This is a genomic window from Actinoallomurus acanthiterrae, from assembly GCF_054775715.1.
The window spans coordinates 3,738,560-3,759,928 of sequence record NZ_BAAHCO010000001.1 but is presented as its reverse complement, the minus strand read 5'-3'; the positions used below and the strand labels follow the sequence as shown (position 1 = coordinate 3,759,928).

The following is a 21,369-nucleotide window of genomic DNA, read 5'->3' as shown; positions in this document are numbered from 1 at the left end:
CGGGTCAGGCGCTGGCGCCCCCGTCGAGGACGAGGTCGTGGCCGACGGTGAAGCCCGCTTCCGGTGAGGCGAGCCAGAGCACCGCGGCGGCGGCCTCGGCGAGGGTTCCGGCCCGGCCGATCGGCAGGGCGCTCTTGAGGCGTTCGGCGCGGTCGGCCTCGGTCTCGCCTGGCCGCAGGGACATGGACGTCTCGATGGGACCGGGGCTGATGGCGTTGATGCGGATGCCCTCCCCGATGTACTCCTTGGCGGCCGCGCGGGTCAGCGTGCTCACCGCCGCCTTGGACGCGGCGTACGCGCCGAGGAACGGCAGCCGCATGTGCGCTCCGAGGTTGGACGCGGTGTTGACGATGACGCCGCCGCCGTTGGCGCGCATGTGGGCGATCTCGTGTCTCATGCAGAGGAACACGCCGGTCAGGTTGACGGCGAGCTGGCGGTCCCAGGCGGACTCGTCCAGGTCGGCGAGGGGTCCGGCCGCGAGGACTCCCGCGTTGTTGAACGCGATGTGCAGGCCTCCGTGACGTTCGACGGTGGTCGTGACGAGCCGGGCGACGTCCTCGGAGGAGGACACGTCGGCCGGCACCGCGCTCGCCCGGCCGCCTTCGGCCTCGATCAGCGCCACGGTCTGGTCCAGCGGCTCGGCCTGGCGCCCGGCGACGACCACGGTCGCGCCCTCCCGGGCGAACGCGAGGGCGGTGGCCCGGCCGATGCCGGAGCCTCCGCCGGTGATGAGGGCGACCTTGCCGGTGAAACGAACGGACATTCCGTGTTCTCCTTCGGTTACTCGGTACGGCGCGGGAGCGCCGCGTACACCGCGGTGGTCAGCAGGGCGACGGCGGCGACGCGCAGCGCGTACGCGTAGCCGCTCGCCGGGTCGGGCGAGTGGGCGGTGGCGAGGGAGACGAGCACCGCGAGGCCGATGGGCGGGCCGATCTCCATCGCCGTGTTCACCAGGCCGCCCGCCAGGCCGGTCTGGTCCTCGCGCACGTCGTGCATCGCGGCGAGCAGGGCGGCGGAGAAGGTCGTCCCGGCCCCGAAGGGGAAGACGATCAGCCCGGCGTACGGCACGTCGAGGAGGCTGAGCAGGACCAGACCGGCGGCGGCCGTGACGAGTCCCAGCGCCAGGGTGCGGCGGGCTCCGAGGGAAGGGACGAGCCGTCCGGCGACGGGACCGGAGGCGAGGAGGGCCGGCGCCGGCAGCAGGAAGACGGCCGACGTCCCCAGCGGCGACAGGCCGCGTACCTGCTGCAGGTGGAGGGAGAGCATGAAGAACGCCGTGGCCATGGACGCCGCGCAGAGCGTGACGGCGAGCATGGGCAGCAGGCGCCCGTGTAGGAACGGCAAGGGCATCAGCGGGGCCGGTGACCGCCGCTCGACCAGGGCGAACAGTGCGAGGAGCACGACGCCTGCCAGGACCGACCAGCCGGAGCGCTCCAGCCCGTAGATCATCGCGCCGAGACCGGCGGTCGCCAGCGTGGCGCCGGGCCAGTCGATTCGCCGCTCGGCCGGCGGACGATCGGCCGGGAACAGCCTCCACACCGCGGCCACCGCGACGGCCGAGACCGCGACCGGGGCGGCGAACACCCACCGCCAGGGCACCCAGGTGATCACTACGCCGGACAGTACGGTCCCGGCGGTGGCGCCGGCGCTGCTCAGCACGCCCCAGATCGCCATGGCCCGTGCCCGGCGCCGGGGCTCGGGGAAGACCGTACCGACCAGTGCCAGCGCCGCCGGCGCCGTCAGCGCCGCGCCGATCCCCTGGGCGAACCGGGCGAGCACCAGCAGACCCGTCCAGGGGGCCAGGCCGGCGGCGGCCGAGGCGAGGCCGAACACCGCCGTGCCCACGACGAACACCCTTCGGCGTCCCCAGACGTCCGCCAGCCGCCCGCCCAGGAGCAACAGACCTCCGAACGCCAGGCCGTAGGCGGACGTGACCAGCACCATCGCCGCGTCGTCCAGGCGCAGGTCCCGCCGGATCGCGGGCAACGCCACGGTGATCACAGTGATGGTCGCGATCAGCGTGACCTGCACGGCCCCGAGCACCGCGAAGGCAGATCTTTTCAGATCGATCGTTCTGGTTTCAGGGCGAATGGTCAGCGACTGCTGAGCTCTCGGCACCCTGTGGACCCTAGCGATATCTAGATCGATCGGTCAAATATCGCGCCCAATGCCCCGGCGGAAATCGGATGGCACACACTCTGGACGCCATGGGACGATCCGCCGATGCCCGAGAACACACGTGAACGCCGCATGGCCGCGTTGCGAGCCTGCGACCGGGTCCTCTCCGGGGCGCGTCCCGCGACCATGCGGGAGCGGCTCGCCGACCTGGAGACGGCCGGGGATCTGGACGCGCTGCCCGACTTCTACGGCGACGGCCCGGTGACCACGCTGGAGGAGCGCGTCGCCGAGCTCATGGGCACCGAGGCAGCCGTCTTCTTCCCCACCGGAACGATGGCCCAGCAGGTGGCGCTGCGGTACGGCGCCGATCGCACCGCGAACCCGACGGTCGCCCTCCATCCGCTCGGCCATCAGGAGATGTACGAACGGCACGCGTACTCGTGGTTGAGCGGGCTGCGCGGCGTCTGGCCGACGACCGAGCACCGCAACCCCACGGCCGAGGAGATCACCGCGCTCGCCGAGCCCGTGAGCACCGTCGTGTTCGAGCTCCCGCTCCGCGACGCCGGGTTCGTCCTCCCCACCTGGGACGAGCTGACGGCCGCGGCGGCGGCCACGCGCGGCGCCGGCGCGCGGGTGCACTTCGACGGCGCCCGGATCTGGGAGTCCGCGCCGTACCTCGGGCACTCCCTCGCGGAGATCGCCGGTCTCGCCGACAGCACGTACGTCTCCTTCTACAAGACGCTCGGCGGGATCAGCGGGGCGGCGCTCGCGGGAGACCGGGACCTCGCCTCGTACGCCCGGGTCTGGCGGCATCGCCACGGCGGTCAGGTCTTCCAGCAGTGGCCCGCCGCCCTTACCGCCCTCACCGGCCTGGACCGCGAGCTGCCGCGCGTCCCGGAGTACGTGCGGCACGCGGGAACGATGGCCGCCGCCCTCGCCGCGCTGCCCGGCGCGCGGGTGTTCCCGGAGCCGCCGCACACGCACCGGTTCCGCCTGTGGCTGCCGCATCCGGCCCAGGCGCTGAACAACGCGGCGCTGGCGCTCGCCGAGGAGGACAAGATCTGGTTCGCCGCCGGATGGCAGGACACGGAGATTCCCAGGCTGGCCAGGACCGAGATCACCGTGGCGGCGCCCGCTCTCGACTGGACGGCCACGGACGTCGCCGACGTCGGCGCGCGCCTCATCGAACGCGCCGCCGGCCACTGAGAACCACCGCGACGAGGTGACGTGATCTTTGCCCGACGGGCTCCGGCGCAGATTTCTCGCTTGACCTCGGTTTACGGTCGCATGGATGACGGGTACTCACAGTAACGAGATCGCAACGCCACGTGATGGGAACGCCGGGGAACTCCGGGCCCCGCCCATCGTCTGCGATTCGAGGAGGGCCGGCATGACCGTACGACACCGACGGGTGATTTCCCCCCACCCGTTCAGGGCGAGAGTGTGCGGCGCCCGGCCCTCCAAGTCCTCCGGCGCGGGTGCCGTACGCCCCCACGGCATCGGCGTCGAACCGGCCGGGCCGGCGGTGTTCCCGAGTTTCACCGCCGGCCCGGCAACCCATCGCCCGACACGGCACGCACGAAGGGAGCACGGATGACCTGACGCCTGAAACCCTCTCGACTTGAAACGGTCCCACTGGCCCGCGGCGAACCATACGACGCCGCGGGTCAGTGCCGTGTCAGAGTTTCATCCGCCAGGTCTGCTCTTTCGCATCGGGCCCGAAGCCGTCGTACGGCTCCTCCTCGGCCAGTTCGAAACCGGCACGCTCATAGACGCGGCGGGCGTCCGCCAGGATGTCGTGGGTCCACAGGACGATCTCGTCATACCCCGACCGCCGGGCGAACCTGACGCACTCCTCGACGAGCCGGCCGCCCACACCATGACCGCGCGCGGACGGCTCGACCAGGAGAAGGCGCAGCCGCGCGACCCGCTCGCTCTCCCGTACGCAGAAGATCGACCCGACCGGCTCGCCGTCGATCTCCGCGATCCACGCGTCGTCGCCGGGTCCGTGGTTCTCGGCGTACTCGGCGACGACGCGGGCGACGAGTGTCTCGAAGGACGCGTTGAAGCCGTACTCCGCGGCGTACAGGGCGCCGTGCCGCTGGATCACCCAGCCGAGGTCGCCGGGGCCGAGCGGCCGCAGCACGAACGAGGCGGACCGCGGGCGCTCCCCCAGCAGCCCCTCGATCACGCCCATCGCGCCCAGCAGCCGGCGCTGGTCCTCTTCGGCGAGCCCGGAGAGGATCTGTTCGATCTGGGCCGCCGACCGGGCGTCCAGGTCCTGGAAGGCCTCGCGGCCACGCTCGGTGAGCCGGGCCAGCTGCCGCCGGGCGTCGTCTTCGGCGCGCCCGCGCACGATGAGCCCGTCGGTTTCGAAGCGGGACAGCATACGGCTGAGGTAACCGGCGTCCAGGTCGAGCGACCGGCGCAGGTCGGCGACCTCGCAGGCGTCCCGGCGGGCCAGCTCGAAGATCACCCTTGCCTCGGTGAGCGAGTACGGCGTCTGGAGCAGGCCCTCGTTCAGCACGCCGATGACGGAGGTGTAGAAGCGGTTGAAAGCGCGGACGGCGGCGACGCGGTCCGACGGCATGACGGGTTTCATTGACCACCTCAACATTTAAGTTGACGCAGTCAAAGATAATCGTACGGACCCGTTCGGTCCAGACGGTGATCGAAAAAGATCAGACCCCGGCGGCGTCCGTGCTCGGGGCCGGGGCGGTCTGCTCACGCAGTTCGGCGACGATCCGCCGCTCGACGTAGAAGGTCAGGAAGGGGATGATCCCGGCCAGTACGACCACCACCATCTTGCTCAGCGGCCAGCGGACCCGGCGGTAGAGGTCGAAGGTGGTCAGCAGGTAGAGCGGGTAGCACACCATGCCGTGCGGGATGCCGACGGCGGTCGACAGCACCCCGTTGTGCGCGAAGAGTTTCAGCGGCACCGCGACGAAGCACAGCACGATCAGCAGTACGCCGGTCACGTACGCCATGACGCGATAGCGGGTCACCGCTCCTTGCACGGGTCGTCCCTCCGTGAAGCCCGCGCCGTCAGCGCGGCGCCTCGTCGTTCAGCCGGGCGAGGCGGCGGTTGTAGGCCGCCAGCTCCTCGTCGTCCCCATAGTCGATGTCATCGATCCGGCGCGACGGCGCGGCCCCCGGCGGGGTGACCGTGCCCGGGTCGGCGTTCGTCTCGCCGCGCAGCTCGTCCCGCACCATCCGCACCCACATCGCGACCACGAAGATCGCGAACATCGGCCACTCGATGACGTACGCCCAGCTCTGCAGGTTGCCGCCCTGGGCACGCGTCAGCTGCCACCAGCCGGCCAGCATGAACACCCCGATCAGCACGATGGCGATCAGGTGGAGTCCGAGCCAACCAGGCCGAAAGAACTGTCGCACGCATTGAGCGTACCCGCCCCCGCGGCGAGGCCCTCCCCGGGTCCGCCTTGGGTCCGCCCCGGCGGGGTCACCCGGCACAAGACCGACTCCGCACGTGCGAAGACGCACGGCCACCCTGGCGGGATCACGGGGGCACCGGCCCCGCACCCGTGACGGGCGGAGGCGGGCGGGGTCACACGTCGCGGGGACGGCCCGTGTAGATGGCGCGCGGGCGCAGCGGCGTGCCCCGGGCGTACTCCTCCAAGGCGTGGGCGAGCCAACCGGCCGTACGGGCGACCGCGAAGATCGCCTCTCCCGCTCCGTGCCCCATCCCGGTCACGGCGCCGAGCGTCGCGAGCGCGAAGTCGACGTTCACGCCGGGGAGCCCGCGACCGCGCGCCTCTTCCAGCACCGCCTCGGCGACGGCGAGCCGCTCGTGGCCCGGCGCGGCATCGCGGACCAGGTCGAGCAGGCATCCGGCACGGCCGTCCCGGAGCCGGTAGACGCGATGCCCGAATCCGGGGACGCCCTCGCCTCGGCGCAGGCGCTCGCCGATCACCCGCGCGGCCCGCTCGGGTGTGGAGATCTCGGCGAGGAGCGCCTCCGCCCCGAGCGAGGCGCCACCGTGCAGGCCTCCCCCAGCCGCCCCGAGCCCGGCGGTCACGACGGCGTACGGATCGGCGCGCACGGACGCGGCGACGCGGGCGGCGAGCGCGGACGCGGCCAGTTCGTGGTCGGCGAGCAGCACGAGGGCGGCGTTCAGCGCGCGCACCGCCGCGGGCCGCGGCTCCTGAGGAGTGAGGCGCGTCCACAGACGCGCCGCGATCGACGCCCCGTCCGGCGGGTCGGTCTCGCCACGGGCGGCGGGCAGGGACTCCACCATCCCGGCGATGAGCCGCCGGCCCAGGGCGACGACGGCGGGGCCGTCGAAGACCAGGCGTACCGGGTCGGCCGCAGCCAGCGCCGTCGTGATCACCTGCAGCCGGTCCAGCGGCAGGGTCTCTCCCGGCAGGCCGGACTGGGCCGCCCGCGCGACCGCGACCGCCTCCGGACTCGACCGCCACGCCTCTCCACCCGCCTGCGGACTCGGCCGCCACGCGTCCCCGCCTGCCTGCGGACTCGGCCCGTCTTCGCCCGCCTGCGGGCTCGGTTGCCGCGCGCCGCCGCTCGCCTGCGGACTCGACCCGTCGCCGCTCGCCTGCGGGCCCGGACGCCGCGCTTCGCCGCCCGCCGACGAGGGCTCACCGGTCCACAGCCACTCGGCGACGGCCTCGAAGTCGTGCGAACCGGCGAGGCTGAGAGCGTCGCGTCCCCGGTAGTACGGGCGGTCGTCGCCCAGCGCGGTGACGCGCGACTCGATGACCAGTTCGCTCGCGCCGGGCGGCCGCCGCGGCCGTCCTCTGCGGGCCAGTTCCTCGATCTCGGCCGGGTCGAAGAGGCTGCGCCGCCCGTCCGGCGAGCGCCGCCGCCTCAGCACTCCACGGCTGACATAGGCGTACAAGGTGGCCGGCTTGACCCCCAGCCGTTCCGCCGCCCGGGCCGCGTCGATCCACTCACCCGACGTCTCCGTCACGACCGCCACCGTAGTTGACGAAGCATCAACATTGATCGGACGCGGCGCCGGGCGACCCTCCGCGCGACCACGATGTCGGATTCTCGCGAGCGTCGGCCCCTGGGGATTGGTAGGAAGGAAGGGTGGATGTCGCGATCGGAACGCTGGAGACGCCGCTGGGGCGGCTGGCCTTCGCCTGCACTGCCGAAGGCCTGAGCGGGCTGTCCTTCCGGGACACGCCCCGCGCCCGGGCCCAACTGAGGGCCGGGCTCCCCCTGGTCGACGCCCCGGAGCGCACGGAGCCGGTGCGCGAACAGCTGGCTGCCTACTTCACGGACGACCTACGGGCCTTCGACCTGCCGATCGACTGGCGCCACACGTCCGGCGCCCAGCGCGAGGTCCTGGAGAAGCTGTACGCCGGCGTGCAGTACGGGGAGACGGTGACGTACGGCGGTCTGGCCGACCTCAGCGGCACGGGCGTGCCCGCGCGGGCCATCGGCTCGATCATGGGATCCAACCCGATCCCGATCGTCGTGCCCTGCCATCGCGTGGTCGCCACCGACGGCCTCGGCGGATACAGCGGCGGCTCCGGCGTCGAGGTCAAGCGCTGGCTCCTCACCATGGAAGGCGCCATCCCCGCCACCCTCGACTGGGACCCCTCCGCCGGACCGCGCTCCTAGACGACGTAGAGTCGTACCACGATTACTCAGAGTTGATTTTCGCTTGCCCGTTCGATAATGTCTCCGCGAGCTAGCAACCGCTAGCATCGCGAGGGTGAAGCAGTTGAACATTCGGGTGCCCGATGCCGTGTTCGACGAGGTCAAGGTTCGCGCGGCCGAGCATGGGCAGTCCGTGCAGGACTACGTGACCTCGCTCATCAGCCGTGACATCGAGACGGAGCGCGCGGCGGCGGCACGGTTCGTCGCCGAGGTTCTCGAGCGGGACGGCCACTGGCTCGACGAGTTGGAGGGCCGGTGACCTCGATGGACGTACGGCGGATGCTGATCCTCGCCGAGGAGATGCCCGCTGAGCCGCACGTCGTCGACTACGGCGCACTGATCGCCGCCGAGGCCCGGCATTCCGGTGCCGTTCTCGGGCAGGACGTCTATCCTACGGTCGCCGCGAAGGCGGCCGCTTTGCTGCACGGTCTGCTCCGCGTCGAGGCGCTGGACCGGCGCAACCGTACCTTCGCCTGGTTGATCGCCCTGCGTTACCTGGCGCTGAACGACGTTCCGCTGCCCAAGGTCGATCCGTCGGAGGCGGTGGAGATCCTCGACGCCGCCCGCCAGGGCGAGATGGGCGTGCACGACCTCACCCTGTGGCTCGAGCGGGCGGCCGGCTGACCGGGGACTTCCTGATCCGGCCGATCACTCCTGCTTCAGCGCGCCGTAGGTGACGCCGGCGCGTTTCTCGGAGACCTCCCAGAGGCGGCGGCCGAGTTCGGGATCGTCTGCCTTGCGCCGCGTCGGTACGCGGCGCGGGGCGCCCCGGCTCTGACCCGGCCCGCTGGGGCCGTAGCACTGCCCGCCGCGCGCCTCCGGAGCGGTCGCCGCGTAAAGGATGGGCTGGGCGCCCGCGGCGTCGGACTGGGCGAAGAGCGTGTTGGCCAGGCCATTGAGCACCTCGTCGATCCGGCTGCCGCTCATGCGGGGCCCGGCCTGCTGCAGGTTGGTCGCGGCGTATCCGGGGTGAGCCGCGACGCTGGTCAGGCGCCCCTGGGCGCGGCGGTCGAGCTCCTTGGCGAAGACCAGGTTGGCGAGCTTGGACTGGCAGTAGGCCGCCCACTTCCCGTACCGGCTCTCGCCGTCGAGGTTGTCGAAGTCGAGGCTTCCGAGCCAGTGCATCATGCTCGTGACGGTGACGACCCGCGCGCCGGGGCGGTCGAGGAGGGCGGGCAGCAGCAGACCGGTGAGGGCGAAGTGCCCCAGATGGTTGGTGCCGAACTGCAGCTCGAAACCGTCGGCGGTGGTCCGGCGCGGCAGCGCCATCACCCCGGCGTTGTTGACGAGCAGGTCGAGCCCGGTCGTCCCGTGCTCCGCAGCGAAGGCCCGCACCGAGGCCAGGTCCGCCAGGTCGAGGGAGCCGAGGACGACGTCGCACCCGGGTGCGGCCGCCTGAATCCGGTCCAGGGCCGCGCGACCGCGTTCGGCGCTTCGGCAGGCGAGGACCACGGTGGCGCCGTGGCGGGCCAGCTCGAGCGCGGTGCACAGGCCGAGGCCGCTGTTGGCGCCGGTGACGACGGCTCGTCTCCCGGCGAGGTCGGGAATCTCATCGGTGGTCCACTTGGCCATGTCCGCCACCTCCACTGGCGGACCATACTAGAACGCGTTTCGGTTTCGGGGATCTCCCGGGATGCTGGACCGGCATCCGTTTGACGAGGGCCGACCCGGTCGATAATCGGATCATGCCGTCGCAGGTCATCGTCCCGCATCGGCCGGGCCCGCTCGTCGACGCGCCGGCGGTGGAGGGCCGCCGTCTACCGGCCGAAGAACCCGAGAAGGGGATGGGGGTCCCCGAGGGGGTGCTCGCCGCAGGTGGCGCCGCCCTGCTCGCCGCGGTCGTCGTCGCCCATCTGCCCGCCTGGCTGTCCGTCGTGGCGGTCGCCTGTCTCGCGCTCGGACTGGTGCTGCCCGCGCAGGCGGCGGTGCTGCGCGCGGTGCGCCGCCGCGCTCTCCGGCGGCACGCTAAGGCGCTGCACCGCGGTGTGCCACTCGAGGTGTCTCATCCCGCGGTGCGGCGTCTCGTCGCCGCGTACGAACGGCTGCGCCGCACCACCGGCCCCGGGATCGCGCTGGACGCCGGTCACCTCGCGCTGGTGGAGGTGGCCACCCTCCTGGACGGCCGCCCGCCGGGAGACGACGAGGTCGACTACGTCGCCCGCCGCGCGGAGGCGGTCTCCGCGCTGGCCGATCGGCTCGCCGACGGGCCGGTGCCGCCGGTGGAGCTCGCCGGCCCCGACTCGGTCGCACGGATCGAAGCGCTCCTGGCCTGACACGGCCCGACCAGAGCCGCCGCTCATCCAGCGCCGTCGCACGCCCCGCGCGTCAGAGACCGCGGATCCGTCGGCCGGACGGCTCCCCGCGCGTCATCGCGCTCCGGTGGACTACCGGCTCGCCAGGCGGACGGCCTCGTCCGGGGTCGCGGCACGCCGGATCCCGGGCAGTGGCTCGCCGTGTTCGTCGAGCACCTGCCAGCCGCCGAGTTGCACGACGGGAACGTCGCCGCGCCGCATGGCCAGGGCCAGCTCCGACAGGGTCCCCCACGAGCCGCCGACGACGATGACCGCGTCGGCGGAGGCGATCAGGACGGCGTTGCGCGCCTCGCCCATACCCGTGGCGATGGCCGCGCTCAGCCCCGGAGCGGCGCCCTCGCGGTCGGCGCGGGAAAGGACGCCGACCACCGTGCCGCCGGCGGAGCGGGCGCCCTCGGCGACCGCCGCCATGACGCCGGAGTATCCGCCGCACAGCACGACCGCGCCGCGCGCGGCCAGCAGCCTGCCGACCTCATGCGCCGCGTCGCGCTCCGCGTCGGTGCAGTCGCTGGGACCGCACACCGCCACCTGGATCAGGGGAGGTTTCTCTCGATCGCCTCGACGAACTCGTCGGTGTCCGGCTCGGTGCGCGGGTCGAACCGCGCCACGACCGCGCCGTCGGGGCCGATCAGGAACTTCTCGAAGTTCCACCGGATGTCGCCGGTGTAGCCGGCGGCGTCCGGGACGCCGACCAGCTGGGCGTAGAGCGGATGCCGGTCGTCGCCGTTGACGTCGACCTTCTCGGTGAGCGGGAAGTCGACGCCGTACGTCGTCGAGCAGAACTCGGCGATCTCCTCCGACGTGCCGGGCTCCTGGCCGGCGAACTGGTTGCAGGGCACGCCCAGCACGGTGAACCCGCGGTCGGCGTAGGTCTCCTGGAGTCGCTGCAGTCCCTCGTACTGCGGGGTGAGACCGCACTTGGAGGCGACGTTCACGAGGAGCACGGTCTTGCCGCGGTACTGGCCGAGGTCGGCGGGCCCGCCCTGAAGGCGCTCGATGTCCACGTCATAAATCGACATGATGGCGATCCTAGTGTGGAGCCATGGGCGACATCCTGGTCGGCACCGCGTCGTGGACGGACAAGACCCTGCTCGAGACGGACTGGTACCCGCCGGACGTCAGGACCGCCGAGGAACGCCTGAAGTTCTACGCGTCGCGATTTCCGCTGGTCGAGGTCGACTCGACGTACTACGCCCCGCCCGCCGAGCGGACCGTCGGCTACTGGCGTGACCGCACCCCGCCGGGCTTCACGTTCAACGTCAAGGCGTTCTCCCTGCTCACCCAGCACCCCACCCGGCCGACCGCGCTGTACAAGGAGCTGCGGGAGCGGGTGCCGGACAAGAAGACGCTGTACCTGCGGGACGTCCCGGACGACGTCGCGGAGGAGGTCTGGCGGCGGTTCCTCGAGTCGCTGTGGCCGCTGCACGAGGCGGGCCGCTCGGCGCCCTGCTGTTCCAGTTCCCGCAGTGGTTCCCGATCGGGCGGGCGAACAAGGAGTACATCCTGCAGGCGAAACGGCGGTGCGAGCCGATGCGCGTCTGCGTGGAGTTCCGGAACCACACCTGGATGAGCGAGGGCAACCGCGAGGAGACCCTGGACTTCCTGCGCAGGTACGACGTGCCGTACGTCAGCGTGGACATGCCGCAGGGGCACGCGAGCTCGATCCCGCCGGTGCTGGCCGCGACGTCCGGCCTGGCGGTCGTGCGGTTCCACGGCCACTCCGACAAGTGGACCAGCAAGAACATCTATGAGCGGTTCGGCTACCTGTACGAGGAACGGGAGCTGAAGGAGTGGGCGCCCCGGCTGCGGCGGCTCGCCGAGGACGCCGACACGACGCACGTGCTTCTGAACAACTGCTACCGAGACTACGCACAGCGCAACGCGGCCCAGTTGGCCGCGCTGCTCGCCCCGTCCGCGTGACTACTTGTTCGGCAGGTCGCTGACGAAGGTCGACAGCGAGTTCGCCGCGCCGCTGACGCCGGTCAGTGCTCCGTGCACGACGTTCGCCGCGTTGTGCGGGCGGCTGATCAGGTAGAACGCCAGGAACGCCAGTCCCCCCCATTTCAAGGTCTTCTTCATCGCGAGTCACTCCCCGTATCGCGTGAGATACATGGAGTAACTTCCCAGTTATGGGGACGGCCAGCAGGGACTCCCCGCAAAGCGGTGACCTGAAACGGCAAAAGTTTCCGAAGGGGCTGCGGCGGCAGGAGGTGAGCCGGGAGCCCGGGTCCGGGCTCCCGGCGAGCTCAGCGGGTGCCGAAGCTCCGCGGGACGGGCTGGTCCTCGCGCAGGTCGCGGAAGAGCGTCCCGGCGCGCTGGGTGTCCCAGGTGATGTACTCCCCGACGCCGGGCGCCGAGCCGGTGCCGCCGACCGGGACCGTCGTGGTCAGGCCGTCGCCGCCGGTGATGCCGCGCATCGCCCAGGCGAAGCCCACCAGGTTGTACAGGTGGTCGTCCTGGTCGATCGCGAAGTTGTCCGTGGAGCGCAGCGCGAACGGGATGAGCCGGAAGGGGTTCAGCAGCACGCCGGGGCTGGTGGCCTTGTGCACCAGCGCACCGAGGAACTTCCGCTGGTTCTCGACCCGCTGCAGGTCGGCGCGGGCGAAGGCGCGGCTGCGGACGAAGCCGAGGGCCTGACCGCCCTTGAGCGTCTGGCAGCCCGGTTTGAGGTCGATGCCCGCCTTGTGGTCCTTCATCTCCTCGGGGATGCACATCTTCACGCCGCCGACCGCGTCGGTCATGCCGACGAACCCGGCGAAGCCGATCTCCGCGTAGTGGTCGATGTGAATCTTCGTCGCCTGCTCGACGGTGCGGACGAGCAGCTTCGGGCCGCCGAAGGCGAAGGCGGCGTTGAGCTTGTTCGAGCCGTGGCCGGGGATCGGGACGTACGAGTCGCGGGGCAGGCTGACCAGCGTCTGGCCGTGGTCACCGATGTGCAGCAGCATCATCGTGTCGGTCCGGCGGCCCGCAGCCCTGCCGGTCTTGAAGTCGCTACGCTGCGACGCCGACAGGCCCTCGCGGCTGTCGGAGCCGACGATCAGCCAGTTGGTCCCCGGCGTGTCGCCCGGTCGCCCGGCGTAGTCCTCGAAGACGTCGATGCGGTGCAGCCGCGAGTCCAGGTAGAAGTAGGCGCCCACGAGCAGCAGCAGGAGGACGAGGAAGGCGATCAGCAGGCGCCGCCCCCAGCGGGGCCGCCGCCGCCGTGGCGCCACGTCGTGGTCGTACGATCCCGGCCCGTCGGCGTACGCTGGCGCGCCCACCCGTCCGTACTCCGGCTGATTACTCATGGTCACCTACCGTAGGGGCAAGAAAGCACTGCTCGCGTCACCTTTGCGGATGATTCACCCGATTCGGATCATCATTCTCCGGAGTGTGATTCAACCTTTCCGCCTCCCCACGCGGTCGGAAGTGGTGTGAACGCGGAAGCCGAAGAGCAGTTCCGGGAGTTCGTCACCGCGCGGTGGCACGCCCTCCTGCGGACGGCGTACCTCCTGACGGGCGACCACGGGCAGGCCGAGGATCTGGTGCAGACGGCCCTCGTATGGGCGCACCGGCACTGGACGCGCATCCGTCGGTCGGACGCCCCCGAGGTCTACGTACGGCGCATCCTGGTCAACCTCAACAACAGCCGATGGCGCAAGAAGAGAGTCACCGAGCAGGTGACGGACGTCCTGCCGGAGCCGCCCGCGGCCGATCCGCACGCCGCCTACGACGTGCGGGACGAGCTGTGGTCGGCGGTCCTGACCCTGCCGCCGCGGATGCGCTCCATCCTCGTCCTTCGCTACTTCGAGGACCTGCCGGAGGCGGAGGTGGCCCGTGTCCTGGACTGCTCGCTCGGCACCGTGAAGAGCCAGACCTCGCGCGGCCTGGACCGGCTGCGCGTCGCGTTGAAGCGCGAACCCGAGACCGCCCGGAGGGACCGATGAGCCCGAACCTGGAAGACGAGCTGCGGGCGACCTTCTCGGCCCGGGCCGAGAGCGTCCCCACCGTCCCCGACCCCTATCCGGCCACCGCGCGCCGCATCGTCCGCGCCCGCCGGCGCCGCCGGGCCGTCGTCGCCGGGGCCCTGGCGGTGAGCGCGGTCCTGGCGGTCGGCGTGCCCGCGGGGCTGGACCACCTGGGCGGCCGCGTCGGCGCGATGTCGGCACGGCACGGCGACGCCCTGCGCTGGCCGCTGCGCGGCTCGCTCGCCGGCGACAAGGCGTTCCTGGGAGCGCTGCGCGAGGACGCGCTGCGCCGTCACCCTCACGGCGACATGGTGCACGTTCTCTACGCGCAGGACGACGGACGGCGCCGTATCGCCGTGGTCGTCACCGTACGCGGGCGGTCGGCGCGGGGCGACGTGCTGTACGGCCCGTCCGGAGCAGCGCCACGCGCGCTGAAGGAGGACAACCTCTTCGCCGACGACAGCGTGCCCCTGGACCCGGAGCCGATCATCTGGTTCGCGGGCGGTACCGGCCCGCTCCTGATCCTCGGCCCGCCGACCATGACGGAGGTCAAGGTGTCCCCGGCCATCGCACGCCACAAGGACGGCACCCCGTACCGCGTCGTGCGCACGATCCCGGCCGACCAGGGTGCCGTGCTCACCGACGTCCCCGGCGCGCAGCCCGCGCAGGTCAGCGTCAAGTTCCGCATCGACGGCCGGTACGGCGACGCGCAGGACGTGCCGTACACCATGACCGCGGAGAACGCCCCGGGCTACTGGCCCGCGGTCGGCAAGGCCGCCGCCCGGGCGACCGGTCACGTCGACACGGAGCAGGCCCGCGGGCTCCTGGACGGCACGGCCGGCTACTTCGGGCTGCCCGGCGACCGGCTCGGCTACCGGTTGTGGTGGGGGGCCCGGCTCCCCAACGGCGTCGACGCCCTGGTCGCGACCGTACGACTCCCCTCCGGACCCGAGATCCGGGTCGTCCAGAACACCTACACCGAGAAGGGCGGCAGCAGCACCACGGACCGGTACGCGGTACGGATGGGCGACGCCGCCGACGCCCAGCGGCCCATCGGCTGGACCGCGACGACTCCCCAGGCTTTCCCCGGCGACCAGGAGCACGCGATCGGCGCGGTGTACGTCCCGGGCAGGTCGGGGGCGCGCGTGGAGCTGTGGAGCGACGGCACGATGCTGACGGCGGGGCGGACCGACGCCACCGGGCTCGCGACGTTCGAGGTGGGGATCGCGGCGGACCGGTTGCGCACCTGCGAGTACCACGTGCTCGACGACAAGGGCAGGATCGTCGCCCGTGGCCGCCTCGACCTTCCGAAACTGGAGACCGCGCTCGGCCGCGACGTGAAATGGTGACCGTCGCCCGCCCCGCCGGAGACCGGCGGGGCGGGCGGCGGCGGGGCGTGGTCGAATAGGGGCATGGTGGAGGAGCTGGAGACGCTGTCGTCCAAGGAGCTGCACGACCGGGCCGTCGAGCGCGCGGTGCGCCATGTCGACGTCGGGTTCCTGTGGCGGCTGCTGAAGTCGATTCCCGCCGCCGAGGCGGCCTCGGGGCACCTGGACCAGGCGGAGGCCGACATCTCCCATCTGTCGGCGATGCTCAACGAGCTGGTCCACTCGGGTGACAGCGACGTCGCCGAGGCGCTGCGTCCCCTCTATCTCGACTACCTCCGTCGGCCTGGCGCCTGAGCCCCGCCCTCTGGCCGAATCCGGACACACCGGCTGCGCGTGATCGTCCGCGCGATTAGCGTCCTTGACGAACCTGAGTGACGCGACGGCGGAAGAGTGACCCCAGCGGCCGGTGCGTGTGATGCGGCGCGCCCGGACGGCGGCGTTCGGGCAGGCGGCTGCCCGGGATGGGAGCCCCATGGCGGGCATCGGACGGCGGGATCTCCTGACGGGCGCGGCCGGTGCCGCGGCGATCGCGGGCATCGGGGTGAACGTCGCGGCCCCGGCGGAGGGCGCCACCGCGCCCCGGGTGCCCGAAGCGGAGCCGACGGGCCGTGGGGTGCGGCTGCGGGAGGGCACGGATCTGGCCGCGCAGGTGTCGCCCGACGGACGGACCGTCGCGATCGACCTCGTCGGCGTGCTGTGGACCGTTCCGGTGGCCGGCGGCCCCGCGCGCCGACTGACCGACGACCTGATGGACATCGCGCAGCCGGAGTGGTCGCCGGACGGGCGGCGGCTCACCTTTCAGTCCTACCGCAACGGCGTCTTCGAGATCTGGGTGATCGACGCCGACGGGTCGAGCCCGCACCGGCTGACCGAGGGGCCGTACGACCACCGTGAGCCGCGGTTCTCCCCCGACGGCACCCGGATCGCGTTCTCCTCGGACCTGTCCGGCAGCTACGGCATCCACACGCTTCGGCTCGACACCGGGGCCGTCAGCCACGTGACCGACACGGCGGACGAGGAGTACGAACCGGCGTGGTCGCCGGACGGCGCCCGCATCGCGTTCGTCGTCGCGAACACCCGTATCGACGTCGTCGAGGTGGCGACCGGCGCGCGCCGTACGGCCGTGACGGTGCCGGCGGGCCAGGTGATCCACGGCCCGGCATGGACGCCCGACGGCGCGGACATCGTGTACACCCTCATCGCGGACGGCCGCAGCGAGCTGTGGCGGTCGGGCCACGCGCTGGTGACCGGTGAAGAGGTCTTTCCCTTCCGGGTGTCGTGGACCTCGGCGAAGGAGTTCGTCTACACGGCGGACGGCGGGATCCGCCGCCGGTCCCTCGACGGCGGGCGGGCGCGCGACATCGCCTTCACCGCGCCGGTCACGGTCGCCGGCCCGTCGTACCGCAGGCGCCGGCGCGACTTCGACTCCACCGCGCCGAAACCCGTCGTGGGCATCGGCAGCCCGGTGCTGTCGCCCGACGGTGGGCAGATCGCGTTCCGGGCGCTGAACGACATCTACACGATGAAGATCGGTCAGGCGCCACGGCCGCTCACCCGCGACCACTGGTGGAAGTGCGACCCCGCCTGGTCGCCTGACGGCCGCTACCTGTCCTACTCGACGGACCGGGGCGGCAAGCTCGACATCTGGATCCGGGACCTGCACACCGGGCAGGACCGCCGGCTCACGAACCTGCCGGGAGCGGCGGCGGTCTCGGGCACCTGGTCCCACGACGGGACGCACCTCGCGTTCCTCGACCAGACCGGGGCGCTGTACACGGTCGCGGTGGCGTCCGGGGACGTGCAGCGCGTCTACTCGGCGACGTTCGAGCCGGGCCGCCCGACCTGGTCCGCCGACGGGAACGTCATCGCCCTGGCGGCGATCAAGCCGTACTCGGCCCGGTACCGCGAGGGCCTGAGCAAGATCCTCCTCGTCGACCGCCGTACCGGGGCCGGCACGTACGTCGACCCGCTGCCCGGGCGCTCGATCCAGACGCGCGGCGACGACGGACCGGTGTGGTCGCCGGACGGCACGAAGATGGCGTTCGTCGTGGCCAGCGTGCTGTGGGTGGTCGACGTCCACGCCGACGGCACGCCGTCGGGGACGCCCCGGCAGGTGACCGACGAGGTCACCGACGCCGTCAGCTGGAGCGGCGACTCCTCCGAACTGCTGTACCTGAGCAACGGCCGCCTGCGAATCGTCTCCGCCGACGGCCACCGCACCCGTACGGTCCCGGCCCCGCTGACCTGGACGAACACGCGGCCACGGGGCCGCACGGTCGTACGCGCGCGGCGGATGTGGGACGGCAGCGCGCGGCGGTTGCGCAGCGACGTGGACATCGTGGTCGAGGGCCACCGCATCGTCGCCGTCGAGTCACGCGGGCACGGCCAGGGCGACCGGATCCTCGACGCCGGGGACTCCGTGGTCATCCCCGGGCTGGTCGACATGCACAACCACCGGGAGATGCAGGGCTACGCCTACGGTGACCGCCAGGGCCGGCTCTGGCTCTCGCTGGGCGTCACGACGACCCGCTCGCCGGGCAGCCCGGCGTACCACATGGTCGAGGCGCGCGAGTCCTTCCAGTCCGGCGTCCGCGTCGCACCCCGGTACTTCGCCACTGGCGAGGCGGTCGACGGGCCGCGCATCTTCTACAACTTCATGCGCCCGACCTTCGACACCCACCAGCTCGCCCTCGAACTCGAGCGCGCCGGCGCGCTCGACTACGACCTCATGAAGGCGTACGTGCGGCTGCCCGCCGAATGGCAGCGGACGGTGATCGAGTGGGCGCACCGGCACGGCGTCCCCGCCACCTCGCACTACCACTACCCGGCGTTCGCCTTCGGCGGCGACGGCATGGAGCACATCGGCGCCACCAACCGGCTGGGATACTCCCGCACGGTGACCGCGCTCGGCACCGGATACGCCGACGTCATCGACATCTTCAACGCGTCGGGCGCGGCCCGGACGCCGACGCTGTTCGCGGCCTCGGCGCTCTTCCGGGACGACACCTCGCTCGTCACGGACCGGCGGGTGAAGACGCTCTACCCGGCGTGGGAGTACGCCGCGCTGCAGGCGGCGGTGACGACGGCCAAGACCACCGACCAGACCGTCAACCTGCAGAACCTCGCCCGTCAGGTCGCGCAGGTCGCCGCCATGGTCCGGGGCGGCGGGCGGGTCATCACGGGCACGGACTCCCCCATCGCCAACATGGCGGTCAGCACCCACATGAACCTCCGGGCCATGGTGAAGTACGGCCTCACCCCGTACGAGGCGCTGACCACCGCGACGCGGGTGCCCGGCGAGGTCCTCGGCGAACCCCTCGGACAGATCAAACCGGGGATGTACGCCGACCTCACGTTCCTGGGCGGCGACCCCCTGACGGACATCACCCAGGCAGCCGACGTCCGGCAGGTGATGGTCAACGGCGAGGCGCACACCGTGGACGAACTGCTCGCCCCGTTCGCCACCTCCGCGACGGCCGCGGCCGCACCCGCCGGGCGGATGCTGCCGCCCGTCCCGGACCATCCGTCCAACCGGCGGTACTGGTGGCACGACCCGCACTATCTCGAGGAGAGCAAGCGGTCCTGCTGCGTGGACTCCTGACTCAGCCCCCGGCGCGGCGGCAGGCCCGGCCCCCGACGCTGCGCCGGGGCCCCGGCGCCCGCCCGCAAGCGGGCGCCGGCATGCCGGTCACAGGTAGTGCCCGAGGCGTTCGTCGCGGTCGCTGGGGGCGTCGGTCTCCGGGAGGTCCTCCGGGCGGAGCAGGCGGATCTCCTCGCGGTCCGTGACCCCCTGGCCGGTGATGCGCTGCGCCTGCAGGGCGATCGCCCGGTCGAGGAGGTTGCGCATGAGCCGGGCGTTGCCGAACGACTCGCCGCGGGCCGCCGTGCGCAGCCGGGAGCGTACGGCGTCGAGCACGCCCTCGGCCACCCGGAAGCCCGCGTCGGCCGCCATCACCTCGAAGATCGCGACGAGCTCGTCGTCGGTGTAGTCGGGGAAGCGCAGGACCGTCGGGAACCGTGACGCCAGGCCCGGGTTGAACTCCAGGAACCGCAGCATCGGCCCTTCGTACCCGGCGACGATGACGACGATGTCGGCGCGGTGCTCCTCCATCAGCTTGAGCAGCTCGGCGATCGCCTCGTGGCCGTAGTCGCGGCCCGAGTCGGCGGGCGTCAGGGCGTACGCCTCGTCGATGAACAGCACGCCGCCCAGCGCCCGCTCCACCGCCGCGCGGACCTTCGGCGCGGTCTGCCCGACGTACTCGCCGACGAGGTCGGGGCGGGACACCTCGACCAGGTGCCCGGACGACAGGAGTCCCAGCTTGGCGTACACGGCGGCCAGGAGGCGGGCCATCGTGGTCTTGGCCGTTCCCGGGTTGCCGGTGAAGACCATGTGCCGGGTGGGCGAGGCAATCGGGATGCCGGCGTCGCGGCGGAGCTGCTCGGCCTTGGCCTCCGCGACGAGCAGGCGCACCTCCTGCTTGACGGCGTCCAGGCCGATGAGCCGTTCGATCTCGGCGAGCGGGTCGCCCGGCAGGTCGATGTGCCCGCCGGCGGCCAGCGTGCCGGGGATGTCCTCGGCGAAGATCTCGTCGAGGGACTCGTCGTCGGTGAGCACCCCGTCGTCGAGGACGCGCCGGGACTGCATGGCGACGGCGCGGTCCAGCAGGTTGATCATCAGACGGGCGTTCCCTGCGGCCCGGTCGCGGGCCCCGGCGTGGACGAGGTCGCGGACCTTGTCGAGCACGCCCTCGCGCAGCGCGAAGCCCGCGTCGGCGGCCTTCGCCTGGAAGATCTCGATGAGCTCGTCCTCGGTGAGGTCGGGGAACCGCAGCTGCTTGGGGAAGAACGCCGCCAGCTCCGAGTCGCTCTTGAGCAGGCCGTTCATCGCACCGTCGGGGCCGCACAGGACGACGATGAGGTCGTCCGGGTGGGACTGCACGCACGCGAGCAGGACGTCCATCGCCTCGCGGTTACGCGGTGACTCGCCCGGCATGAGGTTGTGCGCGTCGTTGATGGCCAGGACGCCGCCGTGCGCCCGCTCGACCGCGCGGCGGACGCGGGGACCGCTCTCGCTGACGTACTCGCCGACGAGGTCGGAGCGGTCGACCTCGACCAGGTGCCCCGACGACAGGACGCCGAGGTCGGCGTAGATCCGGCCGAGGATCCGCGCCACCTTGGACTTGCCGGTGCCGGAGTTGCCGGTGAAGACCAGGTGCCGTGGCCGGGCGGCGACCGGCATGCCCGCCTCGCGGCGCATCCGGGCCGCCTCCGCCTCGGCGACGAGCAGGCGCACCTCGTTCTTCACCGACTTCAGGCCGACGCACGCGTCGAGCTCGGCCATCGGGTCGGCGTCGGCCGCTCCGCCGGGGATCACCCGCTGCGGCAGGTCCGCGACGGCGACCTCCGTCTCCCCGCGCGCGGTGACCGCGGTCACGCACTGCTCGGCGAGGTACTCCACGAGGCGCGCGCCGCGCAGGTTCAGCAGCGGCGGGGTGCGGGAGAGCAGGAGCCCCGCGTTGGCGGCGGTCTCCCGCGCGGCGGTCAGGCCGCGCCGGGCGACGGCGCGCCGGAACAGCTCGGTGTAGTCGTCCTCGCCGAACTCACGCGTGCGGGCGACCCGGAAGTGCTGGTGCAAGGCCGGGTTCGCGTCGAAGATCCGCCCGTCGCCGCCGGTCCGGCACGCCGCGACGACGTGGAGCTTCTGGTGGCGTTCGAGGACGCGGCGCAGCTCCTCGGCGAACGCGGTGCCGCAGTGCTCCAGGGCGAGGATGCGGTCCAGCCCCTCGATGACGAGCAGCCGTCCCTCGAGGCACTCGCGGACGCGGGCGAGGAGGTAGAGGATCGTGTCGCTGACGTGGAGGTTGGCGAACACCTGGTCGGAGACCCAGATGGCCTCGCGGACGTCCCCGCGCTCGATGAGTCGCTGCTCGATCAGGCGGACGGCCGTGCCCTTCCCCG

23 protein-coding genes are annotated in these 21,369 nt (G+C 72.2%); 11 read left to right on the top strand and 12 right to left on the bottom strand.

Annotated features, from left to right (window positions below; all coding sequences use genetic code 11):
- Positions 1–4: 4 nt before the first annotated feature.
- Positions 5–763, bottom strand: a complete 759-nt coding sequence (locus ACYVF7_RS18280) for an SDR family NAD(P)-dependent oxidoreductase (protein ID WP_460341570.1) — start codon at positions 761–763, stop codon at positions 5–7.
- Between the two features lie 17 nt (positions 764–780).
- Positions 781–2,118 carry an MFS transporter gene (locus tag ACYVF7_RS18275; protein ID WP_460341567.1) on the bottom strand — a complete coding sequence of 446 codons (1,338 nt, stop codon included), beginning with the start codon at positions 2,116–2,118 and terminating at the stop codon, positions 781–783.
- A 105-nt stretch (positions 2,119–2,223) separates the two neighbouring features.
- Here ACYVF7_RS18275 and ACYVF7_RS18270 point away from each other — a divergent pair, with 105 nt between their 5' ends.
- Positions 2,224–3,324 (top strand): threonine aldolase family protein, encoded by a 1,101-nt coding sequence (locus ACYVF7_RS18270; protein WP_460341564.1) that lies wholly within the window; start codon positions 2,224–2,226, stop codon positions 3,322–3,324.
- 472 nt (positions 3,325–3,796) lie between these two features.
- Here ACYVF7_RS18270 and ACYVF7_RS18265 read toward each other — a convergent pair whose 3' ends face one another.
- The 4 genes from ACYVF7_RS18265 to ACYVF7_RS18250 form a co-directional block, all read right to left on the bottom strand.
- Complete coding sequence (locus tag ACYVF7_RS18265; RefSeq protein ID WP_460341561.1) at positions 3,797–4,720, bottom strand: bifunctional helix-turn-helix transcriptional regulator/GNAT family N-acetyltransferase; 924 nt, start codon at positions 4,718–4,720, stop codon at positions 3,797–3,799.
- 79 nt (positions 4,721–4,799) lie between these two features.
- Entirely contained in the window at positions 4,800–5,123 is a 324-nt protein-coding gene (locus ACYVF7_RS18260; RefSeq protein ID WP_460341558.1) for a DUF3817 domain-containing protein, read from the bottom strand.
- Between the two features lie 40 nt (positions 5,124–5,163).
- Positions 5,164–5,514 (bottom strand): hypothetical protein, encoded by a 351-nt coding sequence (locus tag ACYVF7_RS18255; protein WP_433173566.1) that lies wholly within the window; start codon positions 5,512–5,514, stop codon positions 5,164–5,166.
- Positions 5,515–5,686: 172 nt separating this feature from the next.
- The gene (locus ACYVF7_RS18250; RefSeq protein ID WP_460341555.1) at positions 5,687–7,066 is read right to left on the bottom strand and encodes a citrate/2-methylcitrate synthase; all 1,380 of its coding nucleotides are present in this window, start codon (positions 7,064–7,066) and stop codon (positions 5,687–5,689) included.
- Between the two features lie 122 nt (positions 7,067–7,188).
- Between ACYVF7_RS18250 and ACYVF7_RS18245 the strand changes: the two genes are divergently transcribed.
- The 3 genes from ACYVF7_RS18245 to ACYVF7_RS18235 all read left to right on the top strand — a co-directional run bounded on the left by ACYVF7_RS18245 (position 7,189) and on the right by ACYVF7_RS18235 (position 8,388).
- Positions 7,189–7,725 carry a methylated-DNA--[protein]-cysteine S-methyltransferase gene (locus tag ACYVF7_RS18245; RefSeq protein WP_460341552.1) on the top strand — a complete coding sequence of 179 codons (537 nt, stop codon included), beginning with the start codon at positions 7,189–7,191 and terminating at the stop codon, positions 7,723–7,725.
- A 94-nt stretch (positions 7,726–7,819) separates the two neighbouring features.
- A complete protein-coding gene (locus tag ACYVF7_RS18240) occupies positions 7,820–8,023 on the top strand; it encodes a hypothetical protein (RefSeq protein WP_460341549.1) in 204 nt (67 codons plus the stop codon).
- Positions 8,020–8,388, top strand: coding sequence for a hypothetical protein (locus ACYVF7_RS18235; RefSeq protein WP_460341546.1), 369 nt, complete (start codon positions 8,020–8,022; stop codon positions 8,386–8,388). Before ACYVF7_RS18240 ends, ACYVF7_RS18235 begins: the two co-directional genes overlap by 4 nt.
- Before the next feature lie 24 nt (positions 8,389–8,412).
- Here the strand turns inward: ACYVF7_RS18235 and ACYVF7_RS18230 are convergent, their stop codons facing one another.
- Positions 8,413–9,336 carry an oxidoreductase gene (locus ACYVF7_RS18230; RefSeq protein WP_460341543.1) on the bottom strand — a complete coding sequence of 308 codons (924 nt, stop codon included), beginning with the start codon at positions 9,334–9,336 and terminating at the stop codon, positions 8,413–8,415.
- Positions 9,337–9,449: 113 nt separating this feature from the next.
- Between ACYVF7_RS18230 and ACYVF7_RS18225 the strand changes: the two genes are divergently transcribed.
- Positions 9,450–10,037 carry a hypothetical protein gene (locus tag ACYVF7_RS18225; protein ID WP_460341540.1) on the top strand — a complete coding sequence of 196 codons (588 nt, stop codon included), beginning with the start codon at positions 9,450–9,452 and terminating at the stop codon, positions 10,035–10,037.
- A gap of 111 nt (positions 10,038–10,148) precedes the next feature.
- Here ACYVF7_RS18225 and ACYVF7_RS18220 read toward each other — a convergent pair whose 3' ends face one another.
- Together ACYVF7_RS18220 and ACYVF7_RS18215 are read right to left on the bottom strand one after the other, a co-directional pair.
- Entirely contained in the window at positions 10,149–10,604 is a 456-nt protein-coding gene (locus tag ACYVF7_RS18220) for a TIGR00725 family protein (RefSeq protein WP_460341537.1), read from the bottom strand.
- A 5-nt stretch (positions 10,605–10,609) separates the two neighbouring features.
- Positions 10,610–11,095 (bottom strand): glutathione peroxidase, encoded by a 486-nt coding sequence (locus ACYVF7_RS18215; RefSeq protein ID WP_460341535.1) that lies wholly within the window; start codon positions 11,093–11,095, stop codon positions 10,610–10,612.
- Between the two features lie 23 nt (positions 11,096–11,118).
- On the opposite strand from ACYVF7_RS18215, the gene ACYVF7_RS18210 reads away from it, so the two are divergent.
- Both ACYVF7_RS18210 and ACYVF7_RS18205 read left to right on the top strand, forming a co-directional pair.
- Positions 11,119–11,646 (top strand): DUF72 domain-containing protein, encoded by a 528-nt coding sequence (locus ACYVF7_RS18210; RefSeq protein WP_460341533.1) that lies wholly within the window; start codon positions 11,119–11,121, stop codon positions 11,644–11,646.
- A complete protein-coding gene (locus ACYVF7_RS18205) occupies positions 11,553–11,996 on the top strand; it encodes a DUF72 domain-containing protein (protein WP_460357989.1) in 444 nt (147 codons plus the stop codon). The genes ACYVF7_RS18210 and ACYVF7_RS18205 overlap by 94 nt, the downstream gene beginning before the upstream one ends.
- Here ACYVF7_RS18205 and ACYVF7_RS18200 read toward each other — a convergent pair whose 3' ends face one another.
- Positions 11,997–12,155, bottom strand: a complete 159-nt coding sequence (locus ACYVF7_RS18200) for a hypothetical protein (protein ID WP_345433267.1) — start codon at positions 12,153–12,155, stop codon at positions 11,997–11,999.
- Positions 12,156–12,322: 167 nt separating this feature from the next.
- Positions 12,323–13,363 (bottom strand): LCP family protein, encoded by a 1,041-nt coding sequence (locus ACYVF7_RS18195; RefSeq protein WP_460341530.1) that lies wholly within the window; start codon positions 13,361–13,363, stop codon positions 12,323–12,325.
- Between the two features lie 126 nt (positions 13,364–13,489).
- On the opposite strand from ACYVF7_RS18195, the gene ACYVF7_RS18190 reads away from it, so the two are divergent.
- From ACYVF7_RS18190 to ACYVF7_RS18175, 4 genes are all read left to right on the top strand, one after another.
- A complete protein-coding gene (locus ACYVF7_RS18190) occupies positions 13,490–14,002 on the top strand; it encodes a SigE family RNA polymerase sigma factor (RefSeq protein ID WP_460341527.1) in 513 nt (170 codons plus the stop codon).
- Entirely contained in the window at positions 13,999–15,372 is a 1,374-nt protein-coding gene (locus ACYVF7_RS18185; RefSeq protein ID WP_460341524.1) for a hypothetical protein, read from the top strand. Before ACYVF7_RS18190 ends, ACYVF7_RS18185 begins: the two co-directional genes overlap by 4 nt.
- 63 nt (positions 15,373–15,435) lie before the next feature.
- Positions 15,436–15,705, top strand: a complete 270-nt coding sequence (locus ACYVF7_RS18180; protein WP_460341522.1) for a hypothetical protein — start codon at positions 15,436–15,438, stop codon at positions 15,703–15,705.
- 178 nt (positions 15,706–15,883) lie between these two features.
- A complete protein-coding gene (locus tag ACYVF7_RS18175) occupies positions 15,884–19,012 on the top strand; it encodes an amidohydrolase family protein (RefSeq protein WP_460341519.1) in 3,129 nt (1,042 codons plus the stop codon).
- 87 nt (positions 19,013–19,099) lie between these two features.
- Here the strand turns inward: ACYVF7_RS18175 and ACYVF7_RS18170 are convergent, their stop codons facing one another.
- Positions 19,100–20,650 carry an AAA family ATPase gene (locus tag ACYVF7_RS18170; RefSeq protein WP_460357986.1) on the bottom strand — a complete coding sequence of 517 codons (1,551 nt, stop codon included), beginning with the start codon at positions 20,648–20,650 and terminating at the stop codon, positions 19,100–19,102.
- Positions 20,651–21,369: the final 719 nt, after the last annotated feature.